Origin of the sequence: Rhizobium chutanense (assembly GCF_002531935.1) — a bacterium.
GTDB classification, from domain to species: Bacteria; Pseudomonadota; Alphaproteobacteria; order Rhizobiales; family Rhizobiaceae; genus Rhizobium; species Rhizobium chutanense.
This window is the reverse complement of record NZ_NWSV01000001.1, coordinates 303088-326810: the sequence shown is the minus strand read 5'-3', so window position 1 is coordinate 326810 and position 23723 is coordinate 303088. Positions and strand designations below refer to the sequence as shown.

The 23723-nt window shown below is 61.6% G+C and carries 24 protein-coding genes; 17 read left to right on the top strand and 7 right to left on the bottom strand.

Features of this window, described 5'->3' with window-relative positions; translation table 11 throughout:
* The first annotated feature begins 3 nt into the window (after window positions 1-3).
* The 3 genes from CO666_RS01620 (at window position 4) to hisC (ending at window position 3622) form a co-directional block, all read left to right on the top strand.
* A complete protein-coding gene (locus CO666_RS01620) occupies window positions 4-1197 on the top strand; it encodes an MFS transporter (protein ID WP_097610406.1) in 1194 nt (397 codons plus the stop codon).
* Between the two features lie 96 nt (window positions 1198-1293).
* Complete coding sequence (gene ispG, locus CO666_RS01615; RefSeq protein WP_097610405.1) at window positions 1294-2544, top strand: flavodoxin-dependent (E)-4-hydroxy-3-methylbut-2-enyl-diphosphate synthase; 1251 nt, start codon at window positions 1294-1296, stop codon at window positions 2542-2544.
* Between the two features lie 16 nt (window positions 2545-2560).
* Window positions 2561-3622, top strand: a complete 1062-nt coding sequence (hisC, locus tag CO666_RS01610) for a histidinol-phosphate transaminase (RefSeq protein WP_097610404.1) — start codon at window positions 2561-2563, stop codon at window positions 3620-3622.
* Between the two features lie 7 nt (window positions 3623-3629).
* Here hisC and CO666_RS01605 read toward each other — a convergent pair whose 3' ends face one another.
* The gene (locus CO666_RS01605) at window positions 3630-4544 is read right to left on the bottom strand and encodes a polyprenyl synthetase family protein (protein WP_097610403.1); all 915 of its coding nucleotides are present in this window, start codon (window positions 4542-4544) and stop codon (window positions 3630-3632) included.
* 135 nt (window positions 4545-4679) lie between these two features.
* On the opposite strand from CO666_RS01605, the gene mtgA reads away from it, so the two are divergent.
* The 5 genes from mtgA to CO666_RS01580 all read left to right on the top strand — a co-directional run bounded on the left by mtgA (window position 4680) and on the right by CO666_RS01580 (window position 7839).
* On the top strand, window positions 4680-5417 hold the full coding sequence (mtgA, locus tag CO666_RS01600) for a monofunctional biosynthetic peptidoglycan transglycosylase (protein WP_097610402.1): 738 nt from the start codon (window positions 4680-4682) through the stop codon (window positions 5415-5417).
* A 96-nt stretch (window positions 5418-5513) separates the two neighbouring features.
* Window positions 5514-6236 (top strand): DUF1868 domain-containing protein, encoded by a 723-nt coding sequence (locus CO666_RS01595; protein ID WP_097610401.1) that lies wholly within the window; start codon window positions 5514-5516, stop codon window positions 6234-6236.
* Window positions 6237-6249: 13 nt separating this feature from the next.
* The gene (locus CO666_RS01590; protein ID WP_097610400.1) at window positions 6250-6897 is read left to right on the top strand and encodes a glutathione S-transferase family protein; all 648 of its coding nucleotides are present in this window, start codon (window positions 6250-6252) and stop codon (window positions 6895-6897) included.
* Window positions 6898-7053: 156 nt separating this feature from the next.
* A complete protein-coding gene (gene rpmF, locus CO666_RS01585) occupies window positions 7054-7239 on the top strand; it encodes a 50S ribosomal protein L32 (protein WP_003543812.1) in 186 nt (61 codons plus the stop codon).
* A 192-nt stretch (window positions 7240-7431) separates the two neighbouring features.
* The gene (locus tag CO666_RS01580) at window positions 7432-7839 is read left to right on the top strand and encodes a hypothetical protein (protein ID WP_097610399.1); all 408 of its coding nucleotides are present in this window, start codon (window positions 7432-7434) and stop codon (window positions 7837-7839) included.
* Here the strand turns inward: CO666_RS01580 and phaR are convergent.
* Window positions 7834-8406, bottom strand: coding sequence for a polyhydroxyalkanoate synthesis repressor PhaR (phaR, locus tag CO666_RS01575; RefSeq protein ID WP_085738719.1), 573 nt, complete (start codon window positions 8404-8406; stop codon window positions 7834-7836). The genes CO666_RS01580 and phaR overlap by 6 nt on opposite strands.
* A gap of 241 nt (window positions 8407-8647) precedes the next feature.
* Here phaR and CO666_RS01570 point away from each other — a divergent pair, with 241 nt between their 5' ends.
* Both CO666_RS01570 and phbB read left to right on the top strand, forming a co-directional pair.
* Complete coding sequence (locus CO666_RS01570; protein WP_097610398.1) at window positions 8648-9829, top strand: acetyl-CoA C-acetyltransferase; 1182 nt, start codon at window positions 8648-8650, stop codon at window positions 9827-9829.
* 72 nt (window positions 9830-9901) lie between these two features.
* Window positions 9902-10627 carry a beta-ketoacyl-ACP reductase gene (gene phbB, locus CO666_RS01565; RefSeq protein ID WP_010067794.1) on the top strand — a complete coding sequence of 242 codons (726 nt, stop codon included), beginning with the start codon at window positions 9902-9904 and terminating at the stop codon, window positions 10625-10627.
* Between the two features lie 120 nt (window positions 10628-10747).
* Here the strand turns inward: phbB and CO666_RS33990 are convergent, their stop codons facing one another.
* The 3 genes from CO666_RS33990 to CO666_RS01555 form a co-directional block, all read right to left on the bottom strand.
* Complete coding sequence (locus CO666_RS33990; RefSeq protein ID WP_179869596.1) at window positions 10748-10906, bottom strand: hypothetical protein; 159 nt, start codon at window positions 10904-10906, stop codon at window positions 10748-10750.
* A 184-nt stretch (window positions 10907-11090) separates the two neighbouring features.
* A complete protein-coding gene (locus tag CO666_RS01560) occupies window positions 11091-11351 on the bottom strand; it encodes a YMGG-like glycine zipper-containing protein (protein ID WP_004674249.1) in 261 nt (86 codons plus the stop codon).
* A 27-nt stretch (window positions 11352-11378) separates the two neighbouring features.
* The gene (locus CO666_RS01555) at window positions 11379-11534 is read right to left on the bottom strand and encodes a DUF3309 family protein (protein ID WP_003543790.1); all 156 of its coding nucleotides are present in this window, start codon (window positions 11532-11534) and stop codon (window positions 11379-11381) included.
* A gap of 807 nt (window positions 11535-12341) precedes the next feature.
* Between CO666_RS01555 and CO666_RS01550 the strand changes: the two genes are divergently transcribed.
* The 5 genes from CO666_RS01550 (at window position 12342) to CO666_RS01530 (ending at window position 18837) form a co-directional block, all read left to right on the top strand.
* Entirely contained in the window at window positions 12342-15566 is a 3225-nt protein-coding gene (locus CO666_RS01550) for a helicase-related protein (protein ID WP_097610397.1), read from the top strand.
* A gap of 2 nt (window positions 15567-15568) precedes the next feature.
* Complete coding sequence (locus CO666_RS01545) at window positions 15569-15973, top strand: RNA-binding S4 domain-containing protein (protein ID WP_097610396.1); 405 nt, start codon at window positions 15569-15571, stop codon at window positions 15971-15973.
* A gap of 194 nt (window positions 15974-16167) precedes the next feature.
* Window positions 16168-16506, top strand: coding sequence for a ferredoxin FdxA (gene fdxA, locus CO666_RS01540; protein ID WP_003567552.1), 339 nt, complete (start codon window positions 16168-16170; stop codon window positions 16504-16506).
* 394 nt (window positions 16507-16900) lie between these two features.
* On the top strand, window positions 16901-17473 hold the full coding sequence (locus tag CO666_RS01535; RefSeq protein ID WP_003543775.1) for a CarD family transcriptional regulator: 573 nt from the start codon (window positions 16901-16903) through the stop codon (window positions 17471-17473).
* Window positions 17474-17973: 500 nt separating this feature from the next.
* Entirely contained in the window at window positions 17974-18837 is an 864-nt protein-coding gene (locus CO666_RS01530) for an RNA polymerase factor sigma-32 (RefSeq protein WP_085738715.1), read from the top strand.
* A 60-nt stretch (window positions 18838-18897) separates the two neighbouring features.
* Here CO666_RS01530 and CO666_RS01525 read toward each other — a convergent pair whose 3' ends face one another.
* Both CO666_RS01525 and CO666_RS01520 read right to left on the bottom strand, forming a co-directional pair.
* A complete protein-coding gene (locus tag CO666_RS01525) occupies window positions 18898-20442 on the bottom strand; it encodes a M48 family metalloprotease (protein ID WP_097610395.1) in 1545 nt (514 codons plus the stop codon).
* 387 nt (window positions 20443-20829) lie between these two features.
* Window positions 20830-22368, bottom strand: coding sequence for an MDR family MFS transporter (locus tag CO666_RS01520; RefSeq protein WP_097610394.1), 1539 nt, complete (start codon window positions 22366-22368; stop codon window positions 20830-20832).
* A gap of 116 nt (window positions 22369-22484) precedes the next feature.
* Between CO666_RS01520 and CO666_RS01515 the strand changes: the two genes are divergently transcribed.
* Both CO666_RS01515 and CO666_RS01510 read left to right on the top strand, forming a co-directional pair.
* On the top strand, window positions 22485-23012 hold the full coding sequence (locus CO666_RS01515; protein WP_097610393.1) for a MarR family winged helix-turn-helix transcriptional regulator: 528 nt from the start codon (window positions 22485-22487) through the stop codon (window positions 23010-23012).
* 51 nt (window positions 23013-23063) lie between these two features.
* On the top strand, window positions 23064-23720 hold the full coding sequence (locus tag CO666_RS01510) for a thiamine diphosphokinase (RefSeq protein WP_179869595.1): 657 nt from the start codon (window positions 23064-23066) through the stop codon (window positions 23718-23720).
* Window positions 23721-23723 lie beyond the last annotated feature (3 nt).

Sequence of the window (23723 nt, the reverse complement as noted above, 5' to 3'; positions counted from 1 at the left end):
AAAATGGACAGTCACGTGAGTGCGCCACGGGGAGCCCGGAGCGGCTTCATCACCAGAAGCAGGGCGGCGGTTTCCCTGCTCTTTCTCATGAACGGCTTCGTCGTCGGCTGCTGGGCGCCGAAGATCCCGGATTTTGCCGAGCGTCTAGGCCTCACCAAATTCGAACTCGGGCTGATGATCCTGGTTTTCGGCCTCGGCTCGCTGGTCATGATGCCGATCGCTGGCGCGCAGATCGCCAGACATGGCTCGCGTGTCGTCGTTCGGGCGACGGTGGTCGGCGTGCTGCCGCTGCTCATGGCATTGACGCTCGCGCCGAATGTGATCACCGGGGCCATTTCGCTGTTCCTGTTCGGCGGCTTCATCGGCGCGATGGATGTGGCGATGAATGCCAATGCGGTGTCGGTCGAGAAATCCATGCGCCGCGCCATCATGTCGTCGTGCCACGCTTTCTGGAGCCTTGGCGGGCTGATCGGCTCCGGCCTCGGCGGCATCGTGATTGCCAAGCTCGGCATTCTCGGCCATGCGCAGCTGGCGACGGTGCTGGCGGCGATCTTCCTCGCCGTTGCCTGGCCGATGATCCTTGCGGATCCGCCGCATCCCGATACCAAGAAGGAAAAGACCAAGCTGCCGATGGTGCCGCTGCCGTGGCTGCTCGGATTGATGGCCTTGTTCTCCATGGTGCCGGAAGGTGCCGTCCTGGACTGGGGCGCGCTCTATCTGCGCCAGGAAATGGACGCCTCCGTGGCGCTCTCCGGTCTTGGTTTCGCAGCCTTTTCGGCGACCATGGCGATCATGCGCTTTGCCGGCGACCTGGTGCGCGATCGTCTCGGCGGCGTCAAGACGCTGCGGATCTGCACGCTGTTTGCCATTGTCGGCATGCTGCTTGCGGGCCTGGCGCCCAATGCCGAGCTTGCCATTCTGGGTTTTGCCTTTTGCGGTATCGGCATTTCCAACATGGTGCCGATCGCCTTCTCGGCGGCGGGCAACATTCCCGGCCTCAAGCCCGGCATCGGCATCTCCGTGGTCACGACCATGGGGTATTCCGGCATGCTGGTTGCGCCGTCGTTGATCGGCTTCGTCGCCGAGCATATCGGTTTTGCCGTGGTGTTCATGGCGCTGCCGGTGCTGCTGCTGGTCGTCCTGGCGTTCTCCAAGCTCGCCCATTATGCCGATGGGGTTTCCGGGGGCGGTCACTGAGCCGCTTCCCAACAAAAGTGATATCGGGGGCGGTTGACAAGAAAGCGGTCATGATCCACCTGAAAGGCACTGTTTCTAGGGGTGAAAAAGCGCTTCATGTCCTCAGCCGCCGATTTTGATCCGAAACCGCGCCGCGCTTCCATTGCCGTCGATGTCGGCGGCGTCATCGTCGGCGGCGGGGCGCCGGTCGTCGTGCAGTCCATGACGAACACCGATACGGCCGATATCGATTCGACCGTCGCCCAGGTCGCGGCCCTCCACCGCGAGGGTTCGGAGCTGGTGCGCATCACCGTCGACCGCGACGAGAGTGCCGCCGCCGTGCCGAAGATCCGCGAGCGGCTGCTGCGGCTCGGCATGGACGTGCCGCTGATCGGCGACTTCCATTATATCGGCCACAAGCTGCTTGCCGATCATCCCGATTGTGCCGCGGCGCTGGCGAAATACCGCATCAACCCCGGCAATGTCGGCTTCAAGGACAAGAAGGACAAGCAGTTCGCCGAAATCATCGAGATGGCGATCCGCTATGACAAGCCGGTGCGAATCGGCGTCAACTGGGGATCGCTCGACCAGGATCTGCTGACGGCGCTGATGGACCAGAATGCCGCGGCCGGCTCACCGCTTTCGGCCCGGCAGGTGACGCGCGAGGCGATCGTGCAGTCGGCGCTGCTTTCGGCAGCGCTTGCCGAAGAGATCGGCCTGCCGCGCAACCGCATCATCCTGTCGGCCAAGGTCAGCCAGGTCCAGGACCTGATCGCCGTCAATTCGATGCTCGCCGAACGCTCCAATCATGCTTTGCATCTTGGCCTGACCGAGGCCGGCATGGGCACCAAGGGCATCGTCGCCTCGTCGGCGGCAATGGGCTTCGTGCTGCAGCAAGGCATCGGCGATACGATCCGCGTGTCGCTGACGCCCGAGCCGAACGGCGACCGCACGCGCGAAGTCCAGGTGGCGCAGGAAATCCTGCAGGTCATGGGCTTCCGCCAGTTCATACCCGTCGTTGCCGCCTGTCCCGGCTGTGGGCGCACGACGTCGACGGTCTTCCAGGAACTGGCTCAAAACATTCAGAACGACATCCGCAAGAACATGCCGATCTGGCGCGAGAAATATCCGGGCGTCGAGGCGCTGAACGTCGCCGTCATGGGCTGCATCGTCAACGGGCCGGGGGAAAGCAAACATGCCGATATCGGCATTTCGCTGCCGGGCACCGGCGAGACGCCGGCCGCCCCCGTCTTTATCGACGGCAAGAAGGCGCTGACGCTGCGCGGCCCCAATATCGCCGCCGATTTCGAGGCACTCGTCGTCGACTATATCGAGAAGCGCTTCGGCCAGCGGACGGCGGCGGAATGAAAGCCTGGAAATTCGCATGAGCCGATACTGGTCTGATATCGTCAGCAAGCTTCGGCCTTATGTCGCGGGGGAGCAGCCCCGTATCCCCGGCCTGGTCAAGCTCAACACCAACGAGAATCCCTATGGGCCGTCTCCAAAGGCGCTCGAGGCGATCGCGCAGGCGGCGGACGATCGTCTGCGGCTCTATCCCGACCCGGCCGCTACGGAATTGCGCGAGACGATCGCTGCCCGTCACGGTCTGACCGCGGACGAGGTCTTCGTCGGCAATGGTTCCGACGAGGTCCTCGCCCATGCGTTTCAGGCGCTGTTGAAACACGAGCTGCCGCTTCTCTATCCCGACGTGAGCTACAGCTTCTATCCGACTTATAGCCTGCTATACGATATCGAAGCGATCGAAGTGCCTGTCGATGACAGGTTCCAGATCCGGCTGGCGGATTACGACAGGCCGTGCGGCGCGATCATCATTCCCAATCCGAATGCGCCGACCGGCATCGGCTTGCCGCTTGCCGACATCGAGGCGCTTGTCGCCACCCATCCGGATGCGGTGGTGGTGATCGACGAAGCCTATGTCGATTTCGGCGGTGAAAGCGCCATCCCGCTCATTTCCCAATATCCCAATCTGCTGGTCATTCAGACCCTGTCGAAATCCCGCTCCTTTGCGGGCCTGCGCGTCGGTTTTGCGCTGGGGCAGCGGGCGCTGATCGAGGCGCTGGAGCGCGTCAAGGACAGCTTCAATTCCTATCCGCTCGATCGCCTGGCGCAGGTCGCCGCGACAGCGGCGATCAAGGACGAGGCGTGGTTCGAGACCTGCCGGAGCAAGCTTATCGCCAGCCGGGACGATCTCGTTCGGGAACTCGAAGCGCTGGCTTTCCAGGTGCTGCCATCTCAGGCGAATTTCGTTTTCGCGCGGCATGACAACCGGTCCGGTGCTGCGCTGCAGGCGGCCCTGCGGGAGCGTGGTGTTCTCGTCCGGCATTTCGCCAAGCCGCGTATTTCGGATTTCCTGCGCATCAGCATCGGCACGGACGAGGAATGTGCCCGTCTCGTTTCCGCTCTCAAGGCGATCTTGGCAGCCTGACTGCCGTTCAGCTCTTCCGGTCGGCGATGAAATGCGCTGCGGCGGTGAGGATCGAGGCGCGGGCGCCGTAGGGAGCAAGCAGCGCCTCGGCGTCGCGGACATGCCGGCGGAGCTCGGTCTCGGCCCATTCCATGCCGTGCAGGGCAACAAGCGTTCCCTTGCCGCGGGCTGCATCCTTACCGGTCGCCTTGCCCATGGTGGCGGTGTCCGACGTCAGGTCGAGGATGTCGTCGGCGAGCTGGAAGGCAAGACCGATCTTCTCGCCGAAGGCGCGCAGGCGCTGGCGATCGTCCGGCGAACCTGCCGAGATGATGGCGCCGGCCTCGCAGGCAAAGCGGATCAGCGCACCGGTTTTCATCGCCTGCAGACGGATGATGCCGGCCTCGTCGGGGGCCTGCCTTTCCGCCGCAAGATCGAGCGCCTGGCCGCCGGCCATGCCGCCGAGACCGGCAGCGCGGGCGAGAGCCAGCACCAGCGCTGCCTTGCTCGTATCGGGAAGGGCCGTTTCCGGCGCGGCGATGATGTCGAAGGCGTAGGTCAGCAGGCTGTCGCCCGCGAGGATCGCGGTGGCTTCGTCGAACTTGATGTGGACCGTCGGTTTGCCGCGGCGCAGATCATCATCGTCCATGGCCGGCAGATCGTCATGCACGAGCGAATAGCAGTGGACGCATTCCAGCGCTGCGCCGACCCGAAGGGCCGCCTCGGCGTCGCCGCCGAGAAGGGCCGCACTTTCGACGACCAGGAACGGGCGCAGCCGCTTGCCGCCGTTCAGCACGGCATAGTGCATGGCGCTGCGCAGGGTCTCGGGTCTGGTGATTTCATCGGAAAGGGTAGGTGGTGACAGCAATATGTCGAGCAGCGCCTCAATTTCGTGGGCGTTGTGCTTCAGCCTCGTCTCGAAAGTGTCCCGGTTCGCGTCCATGGGCGCTGTTTGACACGAGCGCGCAGCCGCTTGCAACGGAATTGTCGATGGCGGAGGCAAGATTTCCGCTGTGCTCTGGCATAAGCGACGCACAGGGGTTATGAGAACGATAGGAGCGAAATCGGGCTGGGGACATTGGATATAGCGCCAGAGATAGAGGACAGCGTCGACGCGCCGGCCGAGCGGCGATGGTTCGGAGACCGGCGTGTGTTGAAACGCATTGCCCTCGCGGTGCTGGCCCTGCTGATCCTTCCCTATGCGCTGATCTTCTTCTACCTTCTGCCCTTCATTCACCCGGTCTCGACGCTGATGCTGCGCGATCTCGTGCTGTTGCGCGGTTATGACCGCCGATGGGTGTCGCTTGATGAGATTGCCCCGGTTCTGGTGCAATCGGTGATGATGTCCGAGGATGGGCAATATTGCTTCCACGGCGGCGTCGACTGGGCCGAGATGCGCATGCTGGTCGAGGATACGCTGAAAGGCCAGGCGACGCGCGGCGGCAGCACCATCCCGATGCAGACGGCCAAGAACCTGTTTCTCTGGAACAGCCGTTCCTTCGTGCGCAAGGCGATGGAGCTTCCACTGGCCGTCTCCACGGATTTCGTCCTGTCGAAACGGCGGCTGATGGAAATCTATCTCAACATCGCCGAATGGGGTCCCGGCATCTATGGCATCGAGGCGGCGGCCCAGCATCATTTCAAGGTGCCGGCCTCGAAGCTGACGCGGCGCCAGGCATCGCTGCTCGCCGTTTCGCTGCCGAACCCGATCGATCGCAATGCCGGCAAGCCCGGACGCGGCCTTCGCCGGCTTGCGGGTGTGATCGAGCGGCGGGCGCAGGGCTCAGGCGACTACATCAAGTGCATCTATGACTGAGATCAGAACTTGTTATTGGAGGTGGTGAGCGTCATCTGACATTCTTGGTTCTGCCATATGGGCTGATGCAGTCCCATCAGAACCCCTGAGTTGCCCATGACCGTCGCGACGTTTTCTCCCGAGCTTCTTGTTTATTCGAAGACACACAATCCGAACCCGCCGGCCCATCTCGGCAGCCGCTACCGCAAGATCGGCGGTTTCCTGCCGGAGGCCGGCAACACCATCGTCTGCCATGTCGAAAAAGACTCGCAAACCCAGGCGGTGCTGATCGAGGCGCGCGAGACATATCTGGCGATGCCGGAGGCGCAGCAATTCCTGTTCACGCCGATCTCGAGCCTGCACATGACGCTTTTCGAAGGCATCATCGAGACCCGCCGCCGGAAGAACGCCTGGCCCGGCGATCTCCCGCTCGAGACGCCGATCGACGACATGACCGCGCTGATGGCGGCGCGGCTCGAAGGTTTCCGGGTGGCCGATCCCTTCGCTGTTGCCGTCGTCGAAGCTCGCCCATCGGGTCTGCTCGTCGACGGAGTGACGGAAAAAGACCGCAGGATCATGCGCGCCTGGCGCAATGCCTTTGCCGATCTTCTCGGCTATCGCCAGCCGAACCACGAGGGCTACAAGTTTCACATGACCTTCGCCTATCCGATCGAACGGCTGGAGGACGAAGCCTTGCCGCGCTGGCAGGCGATGCTTACCGACGTGGCCGAGGATATCCGCCGCAAGGCGCCCGTTTTCGAATTGACGCCGCCGGCTTTCTGCGTGTTCGAGGACATGAACCATTTCCACGAGTTGCTGATCTTCGATTTCGACGCCTGAACGGGAGAAGCCCATGGACAGACCGACGCTCTACATTGCCAACAAGAACTATTCCTCCTGGTCGTTCCGGCCCTGGATGGCGCTAACGGGCGCCGGCATCGATTTCGAGGAGGTCCTGATCCCCTTCGACTATCCCGCCGGCAATCCCGACATCAAGGCCATTTCGCCCAGCGGCAACGTGCCGGTCCTGCAGCACGGCGCATTGAAGATCTGGGAATCGCTGGCAATCATCGAATATGCCGCCGAACTCTATCCCGATGCCGGGCTTTTGCCGGGCGATCGTGCCGCGCGGGCGATCGCCCGTTCCGTGTCGATGGAAATGCTCTCGGGGTTCCGGGCGCTGCGCGCCGCCTGCCCGATGAATATCCGCCGGCCGAAGGCCAGGATCGTCTTGCCGAATGGTGTCGATGCCGATGTCAACCGCATCGAGGCGATCTGGCGAGGCCTGCTGCAGCAATCCGGCGGGCCGTTTCTCTTTGGCGCATTCACCGGTGCGGATGCGATGTTTGCGCCCGTCGTCAACCGGTTCGACATTTATGACCTCGTCAGCCGGGACGATACGCTCGCCTATATGAAGACCATGAAGGCGCATGCGGCCTGGCGGAAATGGGAAGAGGCGGCTCGCGCCGAACGTTGGATCGTGGCGGAAGACGAAGTCTGAACCGGGAATCAGCGCTTCCGCAAAAAATATGGATGGGGACTGGTCAAGGCCGCCCCTTGCATGTATAAGCGCGCAAAATTTCCGAAATCGCGACATGTCCGTTTCGGCCGCCAGTCTGGCCGTGGGAATGTTTTGCCCGCAAGTGGAGTAAGAGAAATGGCTGTACCGAAGAGAAAAACAAGCCCGTCCAAGCGCGGTATGCGCCGTTCGGCAGACGCACTGAAGGCTCCGACCTATGTCGAAGACAAGAACTCCGGCGAACTGCGTCGCCCGCATCATATCGACCTGAAGACCGGCATGTATCGCGGCCGTCAGGTTCTGACGCCGAAGGAAAGCGCATAATTTTCCGATCCGGCTCGTCCGATCGAAAGTTTCAAAAGGCCGGCATCACGCCGGCCTTTTCGTATTTCGCCTTCGCGGCAATATCGGAACGGTTTGCGCGATATCGCTCCGTCGGCAGATATAATATTTGCAATGGCTTGAAGTGGGACAGCGGTTTACGGCAGTATTCCCATCCTGCCAGGAGATCTGCCGATGATAGCCGCCATGCCGTTGATGATTATCCCGTTTATTCTTTACAATCTGGCCGTGGTCGGCCTGCTGGGGGATGGCGGCATTGCCGCGCTGCATCATGACGTGATCGTGCTGTCGATGCTCTCGGGCGCGATCTGGAGCATGGCGCTCGGCGATCTCCTAATCGTCGTCGCCCTTGTCGTGCTGTTCTTCGAAATCCTCAAGGCGACCAGGCCCGGTTCCGGCAACCTGATGAACCATATCTTGTCGATGCTGGTCTTCATCGTCTTCCTGGTCGAGTTTCTGCTCGTCCAGGATGCCGCGACGCAGGTGTTCTTCATTTTGATGACGATCGCTCTGATCGATGTGATCGGCGGTTTTGCCGTCTCGATCCGGAGCGCCGGGCGGGATGTTTCGATCGGCTTATAGGTTGTCGAGCTTGTTCTGAAGCGCGCGCAGCTGTTCCTTCAGCTCGTCGATATCCTTGGCCTCGGCCTTGCGGCTTTCCTTGGCGGGCGGCGTCATGAAGGGCGAGAACATCTGCATCGCCTGCTGGAACAGCTCGGTGTTGCGGCGAACCTGGTCTTCGACCATCTGCATCGGCAGTTGCAGGTTCTTGCCGAGCGGTGTCTCGCCGAAGGCGCGGTTCACCTGCTCGCGCATCTGGGACTGCTGTTCGGTGAAGGCGCGCATCGAATGTTCGAGAAAGCTCGGCACGACCATCTGCATCTGATCGCCGTAATAGGTGATGAGCTGGCGCAGGAAGGAGATCGGAAGCAGGGTGTTGCCGGTCTTCGATTCCTGTTCGAAGATGATCTGGGTCAGCACCGAATGGGTGATATCATCTCCGCTTTTTGCATCCTGGACGATAAAATCTTCGCCCTTCTTCACCATCTCCGCCAGGTCCTCCAGCGTGACATAGGTGCTGGTACCCGTATTGTATAGCCGGCGATTGGCGTATTTCTTGATGACTATCTGACCCTCATGCTTCGCCATATCAGTCTCCTGGACCCCCGTCTGAATTATGGATATTCCTCCACTTCAGACTGTAGACGCAAAAGAAGGCCGGTGACAATCTCTTTGTGCGATGCGGCAAACCTTTCACAGAGCAGATGAATCGGCTTTGGCGCCGGCCGCCGAAAAATGACGGCAGCCGGTCTTCGCGTTTGACTTGTGCTGCAAGCTTTGCCAGTTTCCACTTATGTAAGTGAGACGAAAAACGAGGAGGAGCGTCCCCATGAGCAATTCATCCGTCGTCATCGCCAGTGCAGGCCGAACAGCCGTCGGCTCGTTCAACGGCGCCTTCGGGACCGTTCCCGCGCATGAACTCGGCGCGGCCGTCATCAAGGGTGCGCTCGCGCGCGCCGGCGTCGATGCCGGCGAAGTGGACGAGGTGATCCTCGGCCAGGTGCTTGCCGCCGGCGAGGGCCAGAACCCGGCCCGCCAGGCGGCGATCAAGGCCGGCATTCCGAAGGAGGCGACGGCCTGGGGCGTCAACCAGCTCTGCGGCTCCGGCTTGCGCGCCGTCGCACTCGGCATGCAGCAGATCGCCACCGGCGATGCCAAGATCATCGTTGCCGGCGGCCAGGAATCCATGTCGATGGCACCGCATGCCGCGCACTTACGCAGCGGCACGAAGATGGGCGACATGAAGATGGTCGACACGATGATCAAGGACGGCCTGACCGACGCCTTCCATGGTTATCACATGGGCGTCACCGCCGAGAATATCGCGCGCCAGTGGCAGCTTTCGCGCGATGATCAGGATCAGTTCGCCGTCGCTTCGCAGAACAAGGCTGAAGCCGCGCAGAAGGCCGGCCGTTTTGCCGACGAGATCATCCCCTACCTCATCCAGACGCGGAAGGGCGACGTGACCGTCGACGCAGACGAATATATCCGTCACGGCGCCACGCTGGAAGCAATGGGCAAGCTGCGCCCGGCCTTCGACAAGGAGGGCACGGTCACGGCCGCCAATGCCTCCGGCCTCAACGACGGTGCGGCCGCAGCCGTGCTGATGAGCGAAGCCGAAGCTGTCAGGCGCGGTATTCAGCCGCTCGCCCGCATCGTTTCCTGGGCAACGGCCGGCGTCGATCCTTCGATCATGGGCACCGGCCCGATCCCGGCGTCGCGCAAGGCGCTGGAGAAGGCCGGCTGGACGGTCGGCGATCTCGATCTCGTCGAAGCCAACGAAGCCTTTGCGGCGCAGGCCTGCGCCGTCACCAAGGATCTCGGCTGGGATCCGTCGATCGTCAACGTCAATGGCGGGGCGATTGCGATCGGCCATCCGATCGGCGCCTCCGGTGCGCGCGTTCTCAACACGCTGCTGTTCGAAATGAAACGCCGCGGTGCCAAAAAGGGCCTCGCCACGCTTTGCATCGGCGGCGGCATGGGTGTGGCCATGTGCTTTGAGGCGCTTTAAACGGCATACGATCCGTCATTGATTGAAAAGCCCGCCACGAGGCGGGCGAAAAACAAGGAAGGGGAGTGGAACATGGGCAGAGTGGCTCTGGTCACTGGTGGTACACGCGGCATCGGCGCGGCGATTTCCGTCGCGCTGAAAAATGCCGGATACAGGGTTGCCGCCAACTATGCCGGCAATGACGAGAAGGCCAAGGCCTTCCACGACGCCACGGGCGTTCCGGTGTTCAAATGGGATGTTTCGGATTACGCTGCCTGCGGCGAAGGGATCGCCAGGATCGAAAGCGAGATCGGTCCGGTCGAAATCCTCGTCAACAATGCCGGCATCACCCGTGACGCAATGTTCCACAAGATGACGCCGCAGCAGTGGCACGAGGTGATCAATACCAACCTCACCGGCCTGTTCAACATGACGCATCAGGTCTGGACCGGCATGCGCGACCGCAGCTTCGGCCGCATCGTCAATATTTCGTCGATCAACGGCCAGAAGGGCCAGATGGGCCAGGCGAATTATTCGGCCGCCAAGGCCGGCGATCTCGGCTTCACCAAGGCGCTGGCCCAGGAAGGGGCGGCGAAAAATATCACCGTCAACGCCATCTGCCCCGGTTATATCGGAACGGAGATGGTGCTGGCCGTGCCGGAGAAGGTGCTGAACGAACGTATCATTCCGCAGATCCCCGTCGGCCGCCTCGGCGAGCCTGAGGAAATCGCGCGCTGCGTCACCTTCCTCGCCTCCGACGATGCCGGCTTCATCACCGGTTCGACGCTGACGGCCAATGGCGGACAGTTCTTCGTTTAAGACAGAACGGACGCTTGTCGCTCTCTAAGCAAAGGCGTGTTGCAGGAGGCGCCTTTGCTTTTTGAGGCAGTACGAAGGCTGCTCGTATGGTGCTTTGAGCGATCGTGACCCCTTTGGGAGTCAGAAGCGCTTGCCGGTGTTCCGGTCTCGCCGAACCTGAATCTTGACCGGCATTGGCTGCCGCGAGCGATCTCTGCTGAGAAGAGCCGAGATCGCGGTTGTCAGGAACGCCGCGGCGACGAGAACGGCGACGGCGGAACTGAGGACAATCTGATCCATGAAAATATTCCTTCACTGCGTCGGGCGATGGTGCCTGTGCTCACGAAGGAAATATGCGTCTGGCTGAGGGGCGTCGGTAGGTTTGACTTTCGCGACCCAGTGTCAACGGTTCGTTGACCGCTGCGGATGGCAAAGAAAAACGGGCGCAGAAGCGCCCGTTGGGAGTCCGATATGCTTTCGCCGGTCAGTAGCGGCAGCGAGCCTCGTAGCGGCGGCCGTAGCGGTCGCGATAGATGCAATAGCCGCGGCGTTCGACCGACTGGCCGATGAGAGCGCCGGTCAGGCCGCCGGCAACGGCGCCGACTGCGGCACCACCCCAGCTGTTGGTGACGGCGCCGCCGATGATAGCGCCAGTGCCGGCGCCGATCGCGGTACCTTGCTCGGTCGCCGTGCAGGACGCCAGGGCGCCGACGAGCGCACCAATAAGAACAATCTTCTTCATCATGTCGTAACTCCCCAGGTTAGTTGGCCTTTAGATGCGGCCCATTAGTACAAGGATGATGATAATCACGAGAACTAGCCCCAAACCGCCGGAAGGTCCATAGCCCCAGCCACGGCTATAACCCCAATTCGGCAAGGCTCCGATCAAGAGCAGAATGAGGATAACAAGTAGTATGGTGCCAAGCATGGTGTTTTTCCTTCATTTCATCCGCAATTTGGATGGATTGGAAACACGCATTGGCGATTTTTGTTCCCGGTTACATGGCTGAAATGTGACGAGGTTCGATTCACGGTTTAATTTCGGTGATCTCCGAAAATTGCCTCTATGGTTAAAAAGGTGTTTAAATACAACATGTTGCGGTGAACAAAGAGGGAAAGTCGGGATGTCTCCGATTCGTCAGCGATTCGTTCCGTATTTGATCAGCACTATAATCTCGCCGCCTTTGGCCTAACGCCGCCTGAATCCGGCTTCCGAAAGATTAACGCCGCTGCGAGGAGGCCGGGCGAAAGGACCTGCCGCCGATCCGCATCTAGCGTCCGGAATCGATGACACCACCAGATGTGGGCGGGAACAAAAAGTGAAAGCAGGGGAGTCAGCGATTCGTCTCCGATTCGTTCCGCCTTTGGTCGAGAGGTTAATTTCCGGACGGATTTTCGCCTGTTCAAGACCCGGCGGAAATCGCAGTCACGCGACGAATATTGAGAACGGGAGAGAGTCTCATGATTCAGCATTTAGTGGGAAAAAGTGATTCAAAATCAATACTTAGCCGTGAACAAAAGCTGAATCGCCGGGAGTCAGCGATTCGTCGCTGATTCGTTCTCAGGCTGTTCCGAATCGCATATTCGGACGTTCCGCAAGACTCGCAAAGGTCGTAATCTCAGCAGCATTTTGAAATCTGTCCTTGCGTTTGCGGCGGCAGCTGTCCATGTGTTCTCTGGCTTCCATCGAGAAGCCGAGATTTTCCGGGGGCGCCCGCCTCATTTGCATGGACCGATGAACCTGACTTCGCAGCCGATGATTCTGAGTGGACGCGGTGTGACCGCGGTGCTCGGGCCGACCAATACCGGCAAGACCCATTATGCCATCGAGCGCATGGTCGCGCATGGGACCGGCGTGATCGGCCTGCCGCTCAGGCTGCTGGCGCGCGAGGTCTATACGCGGGTGGTGGAGAAGGTCGGCGTGCAGAATGTGGCGCTGGTCACCGGTGAGGAAAAGATTTCGCCGCCCAATGCACGTTTTTCGGTCTGCACCGTCGAGGCGATGCCGCGCGAGACCAAGGCCGCCTTCGTCGCGATCGACGAGGTGCAACTCGCCGGCGATCTCGAGCGCGGCCACATCTTCACCGATCGCATCCTGCATCTTCGCGGCCGCGAGGAAACGCTGCTGCTGGGTGCTGCGACGATGCAGCCGATCCTGCAGCAGCTCCTGCCCGGCATCACGATCGTCGAGCGGCCGCGGCTTTCGCATCTTTTTTATGCCGGGCAGAAGAAGATCACCCGGCTACCGCAGCGCTCGGCGATCGTCGCTTTCTCGGCCGACGAGGTCTATGCCATCGCCGAGCTCATCCGCCGGCAGCGCGGCGGTGCTGCGGTCGTGCTCGGTGCGCTCAGCCCGCGCACCCGCAATGCGCAGGTCGCACTCTACCAGGCCGGCGACGTCGAATATCTGGTGGCGACCGATGCGATCGGCATGGGCCTCAACCTCGATGTCGATCACGTCGCCTTCGCCCAGGACCGGAAATTCGACGGCTACCAATTCCGCAATCTCAATCCGGGCGAACTCGGCCAGATCGCCGGACGCGCCGGACGGCACGTGCGCGACGGTACATTCGGCGTCACCGGGCAGGTCTCGCCCTTCGACGAGGAGCTGGTGCAGCGCATCGAAGGGCACGAATTCGACAACGTCAAGGTTTTGCAGTGGCGCACGACCGAGATGGACTTCTCCTCGATCCAGGCGCTGCGCGCCAGCCTCGAAGCGGGACCGCGCGTGCCGGGGCTGACGCGAGCGCTGCCTGCGGTCGACCAGCAGGCGCTGGAACAGCTTTCGCGTTATCCCGAGGTCGTTGATCTCGCCGACCGGCCTGCTCGCGTCGAAAAACTCTGGGAGGCTTGCGCGCTTCCCGACTATCGGCGTATCACCCCGGCACAACATGCCGATCTTATCTCCACCCTCTTTTCCGATCTCGTCCGCTATGGCACGGTGAACGAGCAGTTTCTCGCGGAGCAGGTTCATCGCTCCGATCGGACAGATGGGGAAATTGACACGCTTTCGGCGCGAATCGCGCAGATAAGGACCTGGACCTATGTTTCGAATCGGCCTGGTTGGCTTGCCGATCCGACACACTGGCAGGAAAAGACGCGGGAAATCGAAGATCGATTGTCCGACGCGTTACATGAAAGGTTGACGAAACGCTTTGTTGATCGCAGGACATCTGTGCTCATGAAGCGCCTGAGAGAGAATGCGATGCTGGAAGCTGAAATCAGTGTGAATGGCGATGTCTTCGTTGAAGGACATCATGTAGGGCAATTGAGCGGATTCCGTTTCACGCCGGTGGCGGGAACGGACGGACCGGATGCCAAGGCGGTTCAGGCTGCGTCGCAGAAAGCGCTCGCGCTGGAATTCGAGGCCCGTGCGGCGCGAATTCATGCCGCCGGCAACAGCGACCTGGCGATCGGCGCCGACGGGTTGATCCGTTGGATCGGCGACCCGGTGGCGCGGCTTTCGGGCAGCGATCACATCATGCGTCCGCGCGTGATTCTGCTCGCCGACGAGCAGTTGACGGGCAATGCCCGCGATCATGTCGCCGCCCGGATCGAGCGTTTCGTCAATCATCATATCAGCACGGTGCTGAAGCCGCTCGACGATCTGTCGCGCGCCGAAGATCTGCAGGGTCTGGCCAAGGGGCTGGCCTTCCAGCTCGTCGAGAATCTCGGCGTGCTGTTCCGCCGCGACGTCACCGAAGAAGTGAAGTCGCTCGACCAGGAGGCCCGAGCCTCGATGCGCCGCTACGGCGTGCGTTTCGGCGCCTACCATATTTTCGTTCCGGCACTGCTGAAGCCGGCGCCGGCCGAGCTCATCACGCTGCTCTGGGCGCTGAAGAACGACGGTCTGGACAAGCCGGGTTACGGCGATCTCATTCCCGTACTGGCTGCCGGCCGTACCTCGGTCGTCACCGATCCGAGCTATGAGCGGATGTTCTACAAGCTCGCCGGCTTCCGGTTCCTCGGCAAGCGTGCGGTGCGCATCGACATTCTCGAACGGCTCGCCGATATCATCCGTCCGCTGCTGCAGTGGAAGCCCGGTCAGAGCAACCGTCCGGAGGGCGCCTATGACGGCCGCCGCTTCACGACGACGACGGCGATGCTGTCGATCCTCGGTGCGACGCTCGAGGACATGGAAGAAATCCTCAAGGGTCTCGGCTATCGCGCCGATGCCGTGAAGGCGGAAGAGGCATCGGCCCATCTTGCGACGCAGGATGCGGTTTCGACGCCGGCTGCGGCCACCGAAACGCCTGCGGACGAGACAGCCGAAAAGGCCGATCACGACGACGCCGACGGGGCGACCGAAGAGACCGCTGGCGAGCCAGCCATGACCGAGGCGGCTTCCGATGTCGTCGACACGGCTGTGACGGACGCTGTGGAAGCCCCCGTGGAGGCTGCATCCGCTTCCGAGGAAACGGTGTTGGCGTCTGGCGAAGCCGTCACTGCTTCCGGCGAAGCCGGCGAGCCCGCGGAACCGAAGCCGGTTCTTCTGTGGCGTCTCGGCGGCCGCAACGACAATCAGCGTCAGGCGCGCGGCGGGCATGGCGAACGCCGTGGCGGCCAGGGCGAGCAGCGCGGACAGAACCAGGAACGCGGTGACCGCAATCGCCGGTCTGGCGGCGGTGAAGGCGGCGAGGGCAATCGCGGCGGCGAAGGCCGCGACAATAATCGTCACAATCGCGGCAAGGACGGCGGTAATCGCGACGGCGGCCGGCCGCAGCAGGCCAGAGGCGAGCGCAACAACCAGCCACGGGGCGATCAGCCGCGCGGCGACCGGCAGGACCGCGGCGATCGCAAGGATCGCGGTGACCGCAACGATCGTAACGACCGCAACAACAACCGCGGCGCTTCGCAGCCGCTGCGCTTCGAGGCCAAGCCGCCGCGCAAGGAAAAGCCGATCGATCCGGATTCACCTTTCGCCAAGCTCGCAGCTCTCAAGGAGCAGATGAAGAAGTAATCATGAACGGGGAGACACAGCCGACAAGCGGTTCGCGCCAGCGCATCGACAAATGGCTGTTCTTCGCGCGCATGCTGAAGTCGCGCTCGTTGGCGCAGAGCCATGTCCAGTCGGGCCATGTGCGCATCAACGGCGAGCGCTGCAATCATCCGAGCCAGATGGTCAAGCCGGGCGACCGTATCGAGCTGACGCTGGAGCGGCGCGATGTCGTTCTGGTCGTGCGTTTTGCCGGCGAGCGGCGGGGACCCTACGAGGAGGCCCGCCTGCTCTATGAGGACCTGTCGCCGCCGCCTGATGAGACAAAACGTCTCACGCCCTATGAGCAGGCGATCCGGGCGAGCGGCACCGGCCGTCCGACTAAAAAGGAACGGCGCGCAATCGACAGGCTGATGTCGGACGAGGATTAGAAAACTCTGTCTTTACGGGCGGCTTTTGCAGATCGTTTATCCTTGAAATCCGGCGCCAAAGCCGATACGTCACTGACAACCTGCCGGAAGCGTGCTTGCCGCCCAAGCCTGCCCACGCTTTTCCTCCGGCACGGGGATAGGCGCGACGTTCCAGGTTGCCCGGCCCCATCCGCATGGAAATCCTGGAGTTCTTCATGACCTATGTCGTGACCGACAATTGCATCAAGTGCAAATACACCGATTGCGTGGAAGTCTGCCCTGTCGACTGCTTCTATGAGGGTGAGAATTTTCTCGTCATCCATCCTGACGAATGCATCGATTGCGGCGTCTGCGAGCCGGAATGTCCCGCCGAGGCGATCAAGCCGGATACCGAGCCGGGCCTCGACAAATGGCTGAAGATCAATACCGAATATGCTACCATCTGGCCGAACATCACGGTCAAGAAGGACCCATTGCCCGAGGCCAAGGAAATGGACGGCGAGACCGGAAAGTTCGAGAAATATTTCTCCGAAAAGCCCGGTTCCGGCGATTGAGTCGGCGGCCACGGACGGTCGCCGAATTCGGGCGGCCGCAGGGCGAAACGGTTTAAAAGCTGCGTGAGGCATATGGGTGGCATGTGTTGCCCGCATGACTCAAGCGAAGCAAATTATTGATTTCCTCATATTTTTATGATAGCTTTCGGCTACTGTTCCATTTGTGGCATGACGCATGCCCAAAACCATCACGAAAGCAAAACAAATCCGCACGCGGTTTCCGTGACATATCAACGCTTTGAGCGCCGGGTCCCAAGATCGTGCGCGAGAAGTCCTTTGCTTTTGCCCGATGGGATCAGAGTGAAGTCACCCGACGGATACTACCGTCTCACCCGGGCCTGACTGACCCGGCTCCGGCCGCCGCCGGAAGCGTAACAGGGAGTTTTTGAATAGAATGACGACTCAGCAGAAAAAGCCTTCCACAGCACGCCATGGCTTCAAGACCGGTGAATCGATCGTCTACCCCGCTCACGGCGTCGGTACCATCACCGCTATCGAAGAGCAAGAAGTTGCCGGCATGAAGCTCGAACTTTTCGTTATCGATTTCGAAAAGGACAAGATGCGGCTGAAGGTTCCGGTCGCGAAGGCGATGAGCATCGGTATGCGCAAGCTTTCGGAAACGGATTTCGTCGAGCGTGCACTGAAGGTCGTGCAGGGCAAGGCGCGCGTCAAGCGCACCATGTGGTCCCGTCGCGCCCAGGAATATGATGCCAAGATCAATTCCGGCGACCTGATTTCCATCGCTGAAGTCGTGCGCGATCTCTATCGTGCCGAAAACCAGCCCGAGCAGTCCTATTCCGAGCGCCAGCTTTATGAAGCTGCACTCGACCGCATGGCGCGCGAAATCGCCGCCGTCAACAAGATGTCGGAAACCGAAGCCGTCCGCCTCGTCGAGACCAATCTCAACAAGGGTCCGAAGCGCGGCAAGGCGATCGAAGAAGACGATTCGCAGGACGAAGCCGCGTAGAGCGGTTCAGCTTTAAACGAAAGGGTAGGACCGCTCTATCCTTTTGTTTACGCAATTCCCGGCAAAAGCGCTTCGCGCTTTGCCTGGGAAAACCGCTTCGCACTTTTCCTGGAATTGCTTTAAGGCAACCCTGTTTTTCCCATCGAAAAAACCCGGCCTTTGCGCCGGGTTTTTTATTGGAACTTTTTCCCGACTGCCGCGTTAACACACGTAATTGCGGACTGCTCGCCGGGTAATGGGCTCGCCGGGCGAACTGCTATTCCGTCAATGTTCGATGAGGAGCGGATCATGCCTTTTCAAGATTGCCTATCCGGCAAGGTGAAGAAACAGGTCCAGCCCAGCCGTCTTTTCGGCACATGATGAAAAATAGGGCCTCCTCCTGAAAAGTCCAGGGGCGGGGCCTTTCATGCATTCGGAACCCTTTCAATCCGGACAGCGATGTTCCGGCATGTGAGTTTTATTGTTCATTTAGGGCGAGAGGCCTGTTTCAGGAGATCGAAATGAAGAACATGTCTGCAGATCGGCGCATGATCAAAATCGCGATGGCCGCCCCGTATCTCGCCCGCCAGGAAGAACACGATCTCGCCATCCGCTGGAAGGATCACGACGACCGCGGCGCGCGCAACCAGATCGCCATGGCGCATATGCGCCTCGTCATCTCCATGGCCGGCAAGTTCCGCAATTTCGGCCTGCCGATGAGCGACCTCGTGCAGGAGGGATATGTCGGCCTGCTGGAGGCCGCCGCCCGCTTCGAGCCGGACCGCGATGTGCGCTTTTCCACCTATGCCAGCTGGTGGATCAGGGCTTCGATCCAGGATTACATCCTGCGCAACTGGTCGATCGTCCGCGGCGGCACGAGCTCGGCGCAGAAGGCGCTCTTCTTCAATCTGCGCCGTCTGCGCGCCAAGCTCGCCAAGGGCGACACGCAACTGACGCTGCAATCCATTCACCAGGAAATCGCCGCGGCGCTCGGCGTCAGCCTCGCCGATGTACAGACCATGGATGCCAGGCTTTCCGGCAACGATGCCTCGCTGCAGGCGCCTTCGGTCTCCGGCGATGCCGAGAGTGCGGAGAAGATGGACTTCCTCGTCAGCGACGATCCGCTGCCGGACGAGCAAGTCTCCAACATGATCGACGGCGAGCGCCGCCGCATCTGGCTCGCCTCGGCGCTGAAACATCTCAACGAACGCGAGATGAAGATCATCAGCGCCCGGCGTCTGGCGGAAGACGGCGCCACGCTCGAAGAGCTCGGAGCCGATCTCGGCATTTCCAAGGAACGTGTGCGGCAGATCGAAAGCCGGGCGATGGAGAAGCTCCGCAGCGCGCTCGTCAGCGCCGATCCGCATATGGCGGCCTACGCCTGACCATATTCGCCAGCATTCCCCTCCAGCAGCACAGACTGCCCGGCGCGAGCCGGGCTTTTTTTATTCGGCGATGATTTTGACGCGATCGCCAGGTGAAACGGCTGCACCCGTCGGCAGGGCGTTGATGAGTTTGAAGAGATCGAGCTTGCGGTCGGTGCCCATCATGCGGGCGGCGAGCGTCGAGATATTTTCACCCGGCCGGACGGTGACGACGCGGATGCGCAAAGGCTTCAGCGAGGCAGCTTCGGCCGGCGTCATGCGCCGGAAACTGGCGCGCAGGACTTCGGCCGTCGGCTCGAGCGCGTCGCTGCCTTTCGGTACGGCGGTCAGGAAACGGAAGATCTGCGAATTGTTGCGGATCACGGTGACGTCGAAATCCCAGCGGTCGGCGCTGGCGCGCGCTGTGGCGGCTTCCATGCCGTTGATGGTGATCGGCTGAATGGTCGACGGGTCGAGACCCGTCACCCAGCCGCTGGAAATATAGTTGGTAAGGCTCTGGTTCTGATTGTCGGCGACGCCGTCGAAGCGGACGGCGATGTCGTTCGGGCCGGTCGCCATTACCGCTTCGACCTTGTTATCGATATGGAAATCCGGCGGCACGTCGAAGCGGATGCCGAGACCGCCGTGCAGGAAGGTCTGACCGCGCACATAGCCTTCTTCCGGGCTGTCGCCGTAGAGCAGGCCGTCTATGCCGTCGAGATAATAATCGCGGCCCTTGTCGCCGACCGAACCTTCCTGGCCGAAGGCGCGGGCATGGGTGCGGGCAAGTTCGATGCGCTGCGCCGAATTCGGGTGGCTCGACAGGAAGTCGAGGCTCTGGTCGGCTTCGGGATCGACGGACATGAAACGGCTGTAAGCCGCCATGGAATCGAGGAAACGGGCGGCGGCATACGGATCGTAGCCGGCTTCGCCAAGCATGCGCACGCCGATGACGTCGGCCTGCAGTTCCTGCTGGCGGGAGAAGGCGGCGAGCCGCAGCTTGCCGCGGGCCAGCGCCTGCTTGCCGGCGATATCGCTGGAAAGCACCTCGGCGACGACGCGGCTGGCGATAACCTCGGCCTCTTCGCGCTTCTGCCGTTCTATGCCGTGATTGGCCGTCACATGGCCCATCTCGTGCGACAGCACGGCTGCGACCTCGGAGGCGTCGTTGGCGAGCGCCAGCAGGCCGCGAGTGACATAGAGATAACCGCCCGGCAGCGCGAAGGCGTTGATGGCAGGCGAATTCAGGATGGTGATTCGGTAGGACTGGCTCGGATTTTCCGACACCGCCGTCAGCGCGCCGGCGATGCGGGCGACGAGGCGCTCGGTCTTGGCGTCCTTGTATTCGCCGCCGTAGCTTGCCACGATGCGCGGATGCTCCCGGGCACCCATCGCCGCGCGCGGGTCGTTTTTCTGCACCTCGTCGACGATCTGCGGATTGGAAGACGGCGACACGCTCGGCTGGTAGGATTGTTCGATCAGCGTCTGGCAGCCATTCAGCGCCATGGCGACGGCCGACAGCAGCATCAGGCGGCGCGCGAAGCGCCGCGGCGTGGAGATGGCATCACTGGAAAGCGCGGGCGATTTCCACGTCGTCAAGCTATCCAGTCTGTTTCTCCGCATCATGTCGCTATTTTGCCGGTTTACCGCAGGTTCGGACCGGCCGTGGCAAGGGGGATTCAACAGGTGCGCACCCCTGATCTCGCGCTGCACAATCGGCCGATACAAGTCTTTGCTGTAGCTGATTTCCGCATCGGTTGCATAGCGAAACTCTGTTTAAATGTGGCGCCGTTGCATTTTGGCAAGCCTCGGGCAGCGAGACCTCCCTTCGCTCGGATGAAATTATGGCGAAAGTTCTGTCACGACACGGAGATTCGTTGGCGGCGCAGAAAAAGAACGGGCCGATTGAACGAACCGGCCGGACAGCGACTGCTGTGCGAGAAAATTGCAACCATTGATTGTTGTAACGCGGTCGCAACGCCTTACGATGAGTGTTCCGCGTGTACGATCCGACTATTCCGCGGCTCCCGCCACCGTCGCCTGCGGCAGCTTCGCCTCGCCGGCGCGGGGCAGTTGCACCGGCTTCAGCATGATGGCGGCCGCAAGGCCGATCAGCGCAATGACGCAGGCGGTCATGAACAGCGGCGAAAAGGCGGCGGCGTAGATATCAGCGACGGCCCGGCGGCTTGCTTCGGGAAGCGAAGCCATCATCTTCGGCGTCAACTGCTCGATATCGGCGACACCGGGAATGGAGACGCCGACCTTGCCGAGCTCAGAAGCGATGATGGCACCGTAGATTGATATGGCGATCGATGCGCCTCCCATGCGCGACAGCGTCACCGAGCCGGTGGCGGCGCCGACGTCGCGGGCGGGTGCTGCGTTCTGGACGCCGATGACGGGAACCTGCTGGGCAAGACCGATGCCGATGCCATGCAGCATCATGATCGCCCCGATGAAAGCGATCGGCGTTCCCGCATGGATCTGCGACATCAGTGCGAAGGCGATGGCGCTGCATGTCAGGCTCGCAATGGCGAAGGGTTTGTAACGGCCCGTCTTCGAGATGATGCGGCCAGCGGAAAGCGACCCGCAGACGAGGCCGCCCGTGAGAAGGATGAAGAGAAGGCCGGCGGCGGAAGGCGAAAGGCCGGTGGTGGTCTGCAGGAAGAGAGCGAGATAGTTGACCATGCCGATGGCAATGGCGCCGCCCATGATCGACATCACCAGCAGCAGGCTGAAGGTGGAATTGCGAAAGAGCTCCAGAGGAACGATCGGCTCCGGCGCTCGGCGCTCGACAAATACCCAGGTGACGGCGCAGACGACGCCGAAGGCGACGATGCCGATACTCTGCGGCGAAATCAGCGCGCCGAACAATTCGCTGCTGTCGGTGGCAAGCACGATACTGGTCGTCGTCAGCGCGAGCAGGAGCGCACCGGCATAATCGATTCTGGGGCGGCGATGCGGCTTGCGATAGGGCAGCATGAAGGCGAGGCCGGTGAGCACGATGAAGCCGATCGGCACGTTGACGAGGAAGATCGAGCGCCAGCCGAAAAGATCGCTCATCGTGCCGCCGAGCACCGGGCCGATGGCACCTGATGCCATCAACACCAGGCTGGAATAGCTCTGGTAGCGCGCCCGCTCGCGCGGCTCGAACAGATCGGCGTTGACGGCGAAGATCGACACCATGATGCCGCCGCCGCCAAGACCCTGCAGGAGGCGGGCGGCGATCAGCGTGTTCATCGAGACCGCGAGGCCGCAGACCGCCGAGCCGACGGTGAAGATCATGATCGCCGTCATCATCACATATTTGCGGCCGAATAGATCGCCGAGCTTGCCATAGAGCGGCATCACAGCGCTCAGCGACAGGAGATAGGCCGAGCCGATCCAGCCGAAGCGCTCGAGATGGCCGAATTCGCCGACGATCGTCGGTAGCGCCGTGGAAACGATCTGATTGTCCAGCGTCGCCATGAACATGGCCGTCATCAGAAAGAGGAAGAGGATAAGCCGGCGACGAGGATCCGTCACGAGCGGCGCAGGCGCGAGTTGCATGTCCATGGGAGCATCATTCCGGGTTTGCCGCTCTTTTATGTGCTAACAGCATATATCTGTCAATGACACATTCATGACATCGGCATATTCAAATTTCGAAACGGCTCTGTTATGGTTGCGTGATGAGCGACGTGCTGACCAAGACCATTCCCGTGCAGCCGGCGGAGCCGGATGAAGACAGCGTGCCCCGCATCGGCCGGAGCATGGGCCGCATGCGGTTGATGACCGGGCGACGATTGATCGGCCGGCTGGCGATCCAGAGTGCCGCACCGGGTCTCGAGCTTTCGCATCTCGATGTGCTCGATGCCGTCCGCCGGGCGCAGCCCGCCGGCGAGGTCACGGTCGGCATGATCGCCGAGATGCTGCGCATCGATCCGTCACGGGCAAGCCGGGTGGTGGCCGACATGGTGGGGCGCAATGTCCTGCGCCGCGAGGCTTCGCAGGCCGATGCGCGGCGGATTGTCGTCGTTATGACCGAGGTCGGCCAGGGTCTGCTTGCCGAGATTGTCGCGCAGAAACTTGCGATCATCTCCGAGATCGTCTCCGACTGGCCGGAGGACGATATCGACCGCTTCGCTGCGCTGTTCGAGCGTTTCATCGGCGGTTACGAGGCGGTCTTCCTGTCGCGCGATAAGGATACGCCGGGCTGAGGTCATCGTTCGCCGGCCCTTCCCCTAGACCCCCCGTTTGCGCTAAGGGCAATGCCCATGAGCCAATCCACCTTCACCATTCTGCTCGGCGGCGAACTCAGCCTGACGGGGCGCCTGCGCCATGCCATCGGCGGCAGCCGTTTCATCGCGGCCGATGGCGGCATGCGGCATGCGGCAGCACTCGGTGTCGTGCCGGAACTCTGGGTCGGCGATTTCGATTCGACGCCTGATGATCTCGAGGGTGCATTTCCCGATGTGCCGAAACAGCCCTATCCGACAGCAAAGGCGGCGACGGACGGCGAAATCGCCGTGTCGGAAGCGATCGCGCGGGGTGCGCGGCGGCTGATCCTGGCCGGCGCGCTCGGCGGCGAACGCTCCGATCACGCGCTTCAGCATCTGCTCTCGGCCGTCAGTCTGGCGGAAGAAGGCTTCGACGTGCGGCTGAGTTCGGGCAAGGAAGAGGCCGTGCCGCTGCTTGCCGGGACGATCGAACTGGATCTTCCCAAGGACAGCCTGTTTTCGGTGCTCGGGTTCAGTGAGCTGACCGGGCTTTCCATCGAGAATGCGCGTTATCCGCTGGCGGATTTCCATCTGCCGTTCGGCGCGTCGCGCACCATTTCCAATGTCGCGGAAGGCAAGGTTCGCTTTTCGCTCAAAAGCGGCCGGGCGATCGTGCTCGCCAGGCCCTATGATCTTTCCGGAGTCTGATTT

Coding starts and splice junctions, on each gene's coding strand:
- CO666_RS01515 (WP_097610393.1), top strand. CDS start 22,485: ATGAGCGACGTGCTGACCAAGACCATTCCCGTGCAGCCGGCGGAGCCG.
- CO666_RS01545 (WP_097610396.1), top strand. CDS start 15,569: ATGAACGGGGAGACACAGCCGACAAGCGGTTCGCGCCAGCGCATCGAC.
- ispG (WP_097610405.1), top strand. CDS start 1,294: ATGTCCTCAGCCGCCGATTTTGATCCGAAACCGCGCCGCGCTTCCATT.
- CO666_RS01560 (WP_004674249.1), bottom strand. CDS start 11,351: ATGATGAAGAAGATTGTTCTTATTGGTGCGCTCGTCGGCGCCCTGGCG.
- CO666_RS01520 (WP_097610394.1), bottom strand. CDS start 22,368: ATGGACATGCAACTCGCGCCTGCGCCGCTCGTGACGGATCCTCGTCGC.
- fdxA (WP_003567552.1), top strand. CDS start 16,168: ATGACCTATGTCGTGACCGACAATTGCATCAAGTGCAAATACACCGAT.
- phaR (WP_085738719.1), bottom strand. CDS start 8,406: ATGGCGAAGCATGAGGGTCAGATAGTCATCAAGAAATACGCCAATCGC.
- CO666_RS01550 (WP_097610397.1), top strand. CDS start 12,342: ATGAACCTGACTTCGCAGCCGATGATTCTGAGTGGACGCGGTGTGACC.
- CO666_RS01510 (WP_179869595.1), top strand. CDS start 23,064: ATGCCCATGAGCCAATCCACCTTCACCATTCTGCTCGGCGGCGAACTC.
- CO666_RS01530 (WP_085738715.1), top strand. CDS start 17,974: ATGAAGAACATGTCTGCAGATCGGCGCATGATCAAAATCGCGATGGCC.
- CO666_RS01595 (WP_097610401.1), top strand. CDS start 5,514: ATGACCGTCGCGACGTTTTCTCCCGAGCTTCTTGTTTATTCGAAGACA.
- hisC (WP_097610404.1), top strand. CDS start 2,561: ATGAGCCGATACTGGTCTGATATCGTCAGCAAGCTTCGGCCTTATGTC.
- CO666_RS33990 (WP_179869596.1), bottom strand. CDS start 10,906: ATGGATCAGATTGTCCTCAGTTCCGCCGTCGCCGTTCTCGTCGCCGCG.
- CO666_RS01620 (WP_097610406.1), top strand. CDS start 4: ATGGACAGTCACGTGAGTGCGCCACGGGGAGCCCGGAGCGGCTTCATC.
- CO666_RS01580 (WP_097610399.1), top strand. CDS start 7,432: ATGATAGCCGCCATGCCGTTGATGATTATCCCGTTTATTCTTTACAAT.
- phbB (WP_010067794.1), top strand. CDS start 9,902: ATGGGCAGAGTGGCTCTGGTCACTGGTGGTACACGCGGCATCGGCGCG.
- CO666_RS01525 (WP_097610395.1), bottom strand. CDS start 20,442: ATGATGCGGAGAAACAGACTGGATAGCTTGACGACGTGGAAATCGCCC.
- CO666_RS01590 (WP_097610400.1), top strand. CDS start 6,250: ATGGACAGACCGACGCTCTACATTGCCAACAAGAACTATTCCTCCTGG.
- CO666_RS01605 (WP_097610403.1), bottom strand. CDS start 4,544: ATGGACGCGAACCGGGACACTTTCGAGACGAGGCTGAAGCACAACGCC.
- CO666_RS01570 (WP_097610398.1), top strand. CDS start 8,648: ATGAGCAATTCATCCGTCGTCATCGCCAGTGCAGGCCGAACAGCCGTC.
- CO666_RS01535 (WP_003543775.1), top strand. CDS start 16,901: ATGACGACTCAGCAGAAAAAGCCTTCCACAGCACGCCATGGCTTCAAG.
- rpmF (WP_003543812.1), top strand. CDS start 7,054: ATGGCTGTACCGAAGAGAAAAACAAGCCCGTCCAAGCGCGGTATGCGC.
- CO666_RS01555 (WP_003543790.1), bottom strand. CDS start 11,534: ATGCTTGGCACCATACTACTTGTTATCCTCATTCTGCTCTTGATCGGA.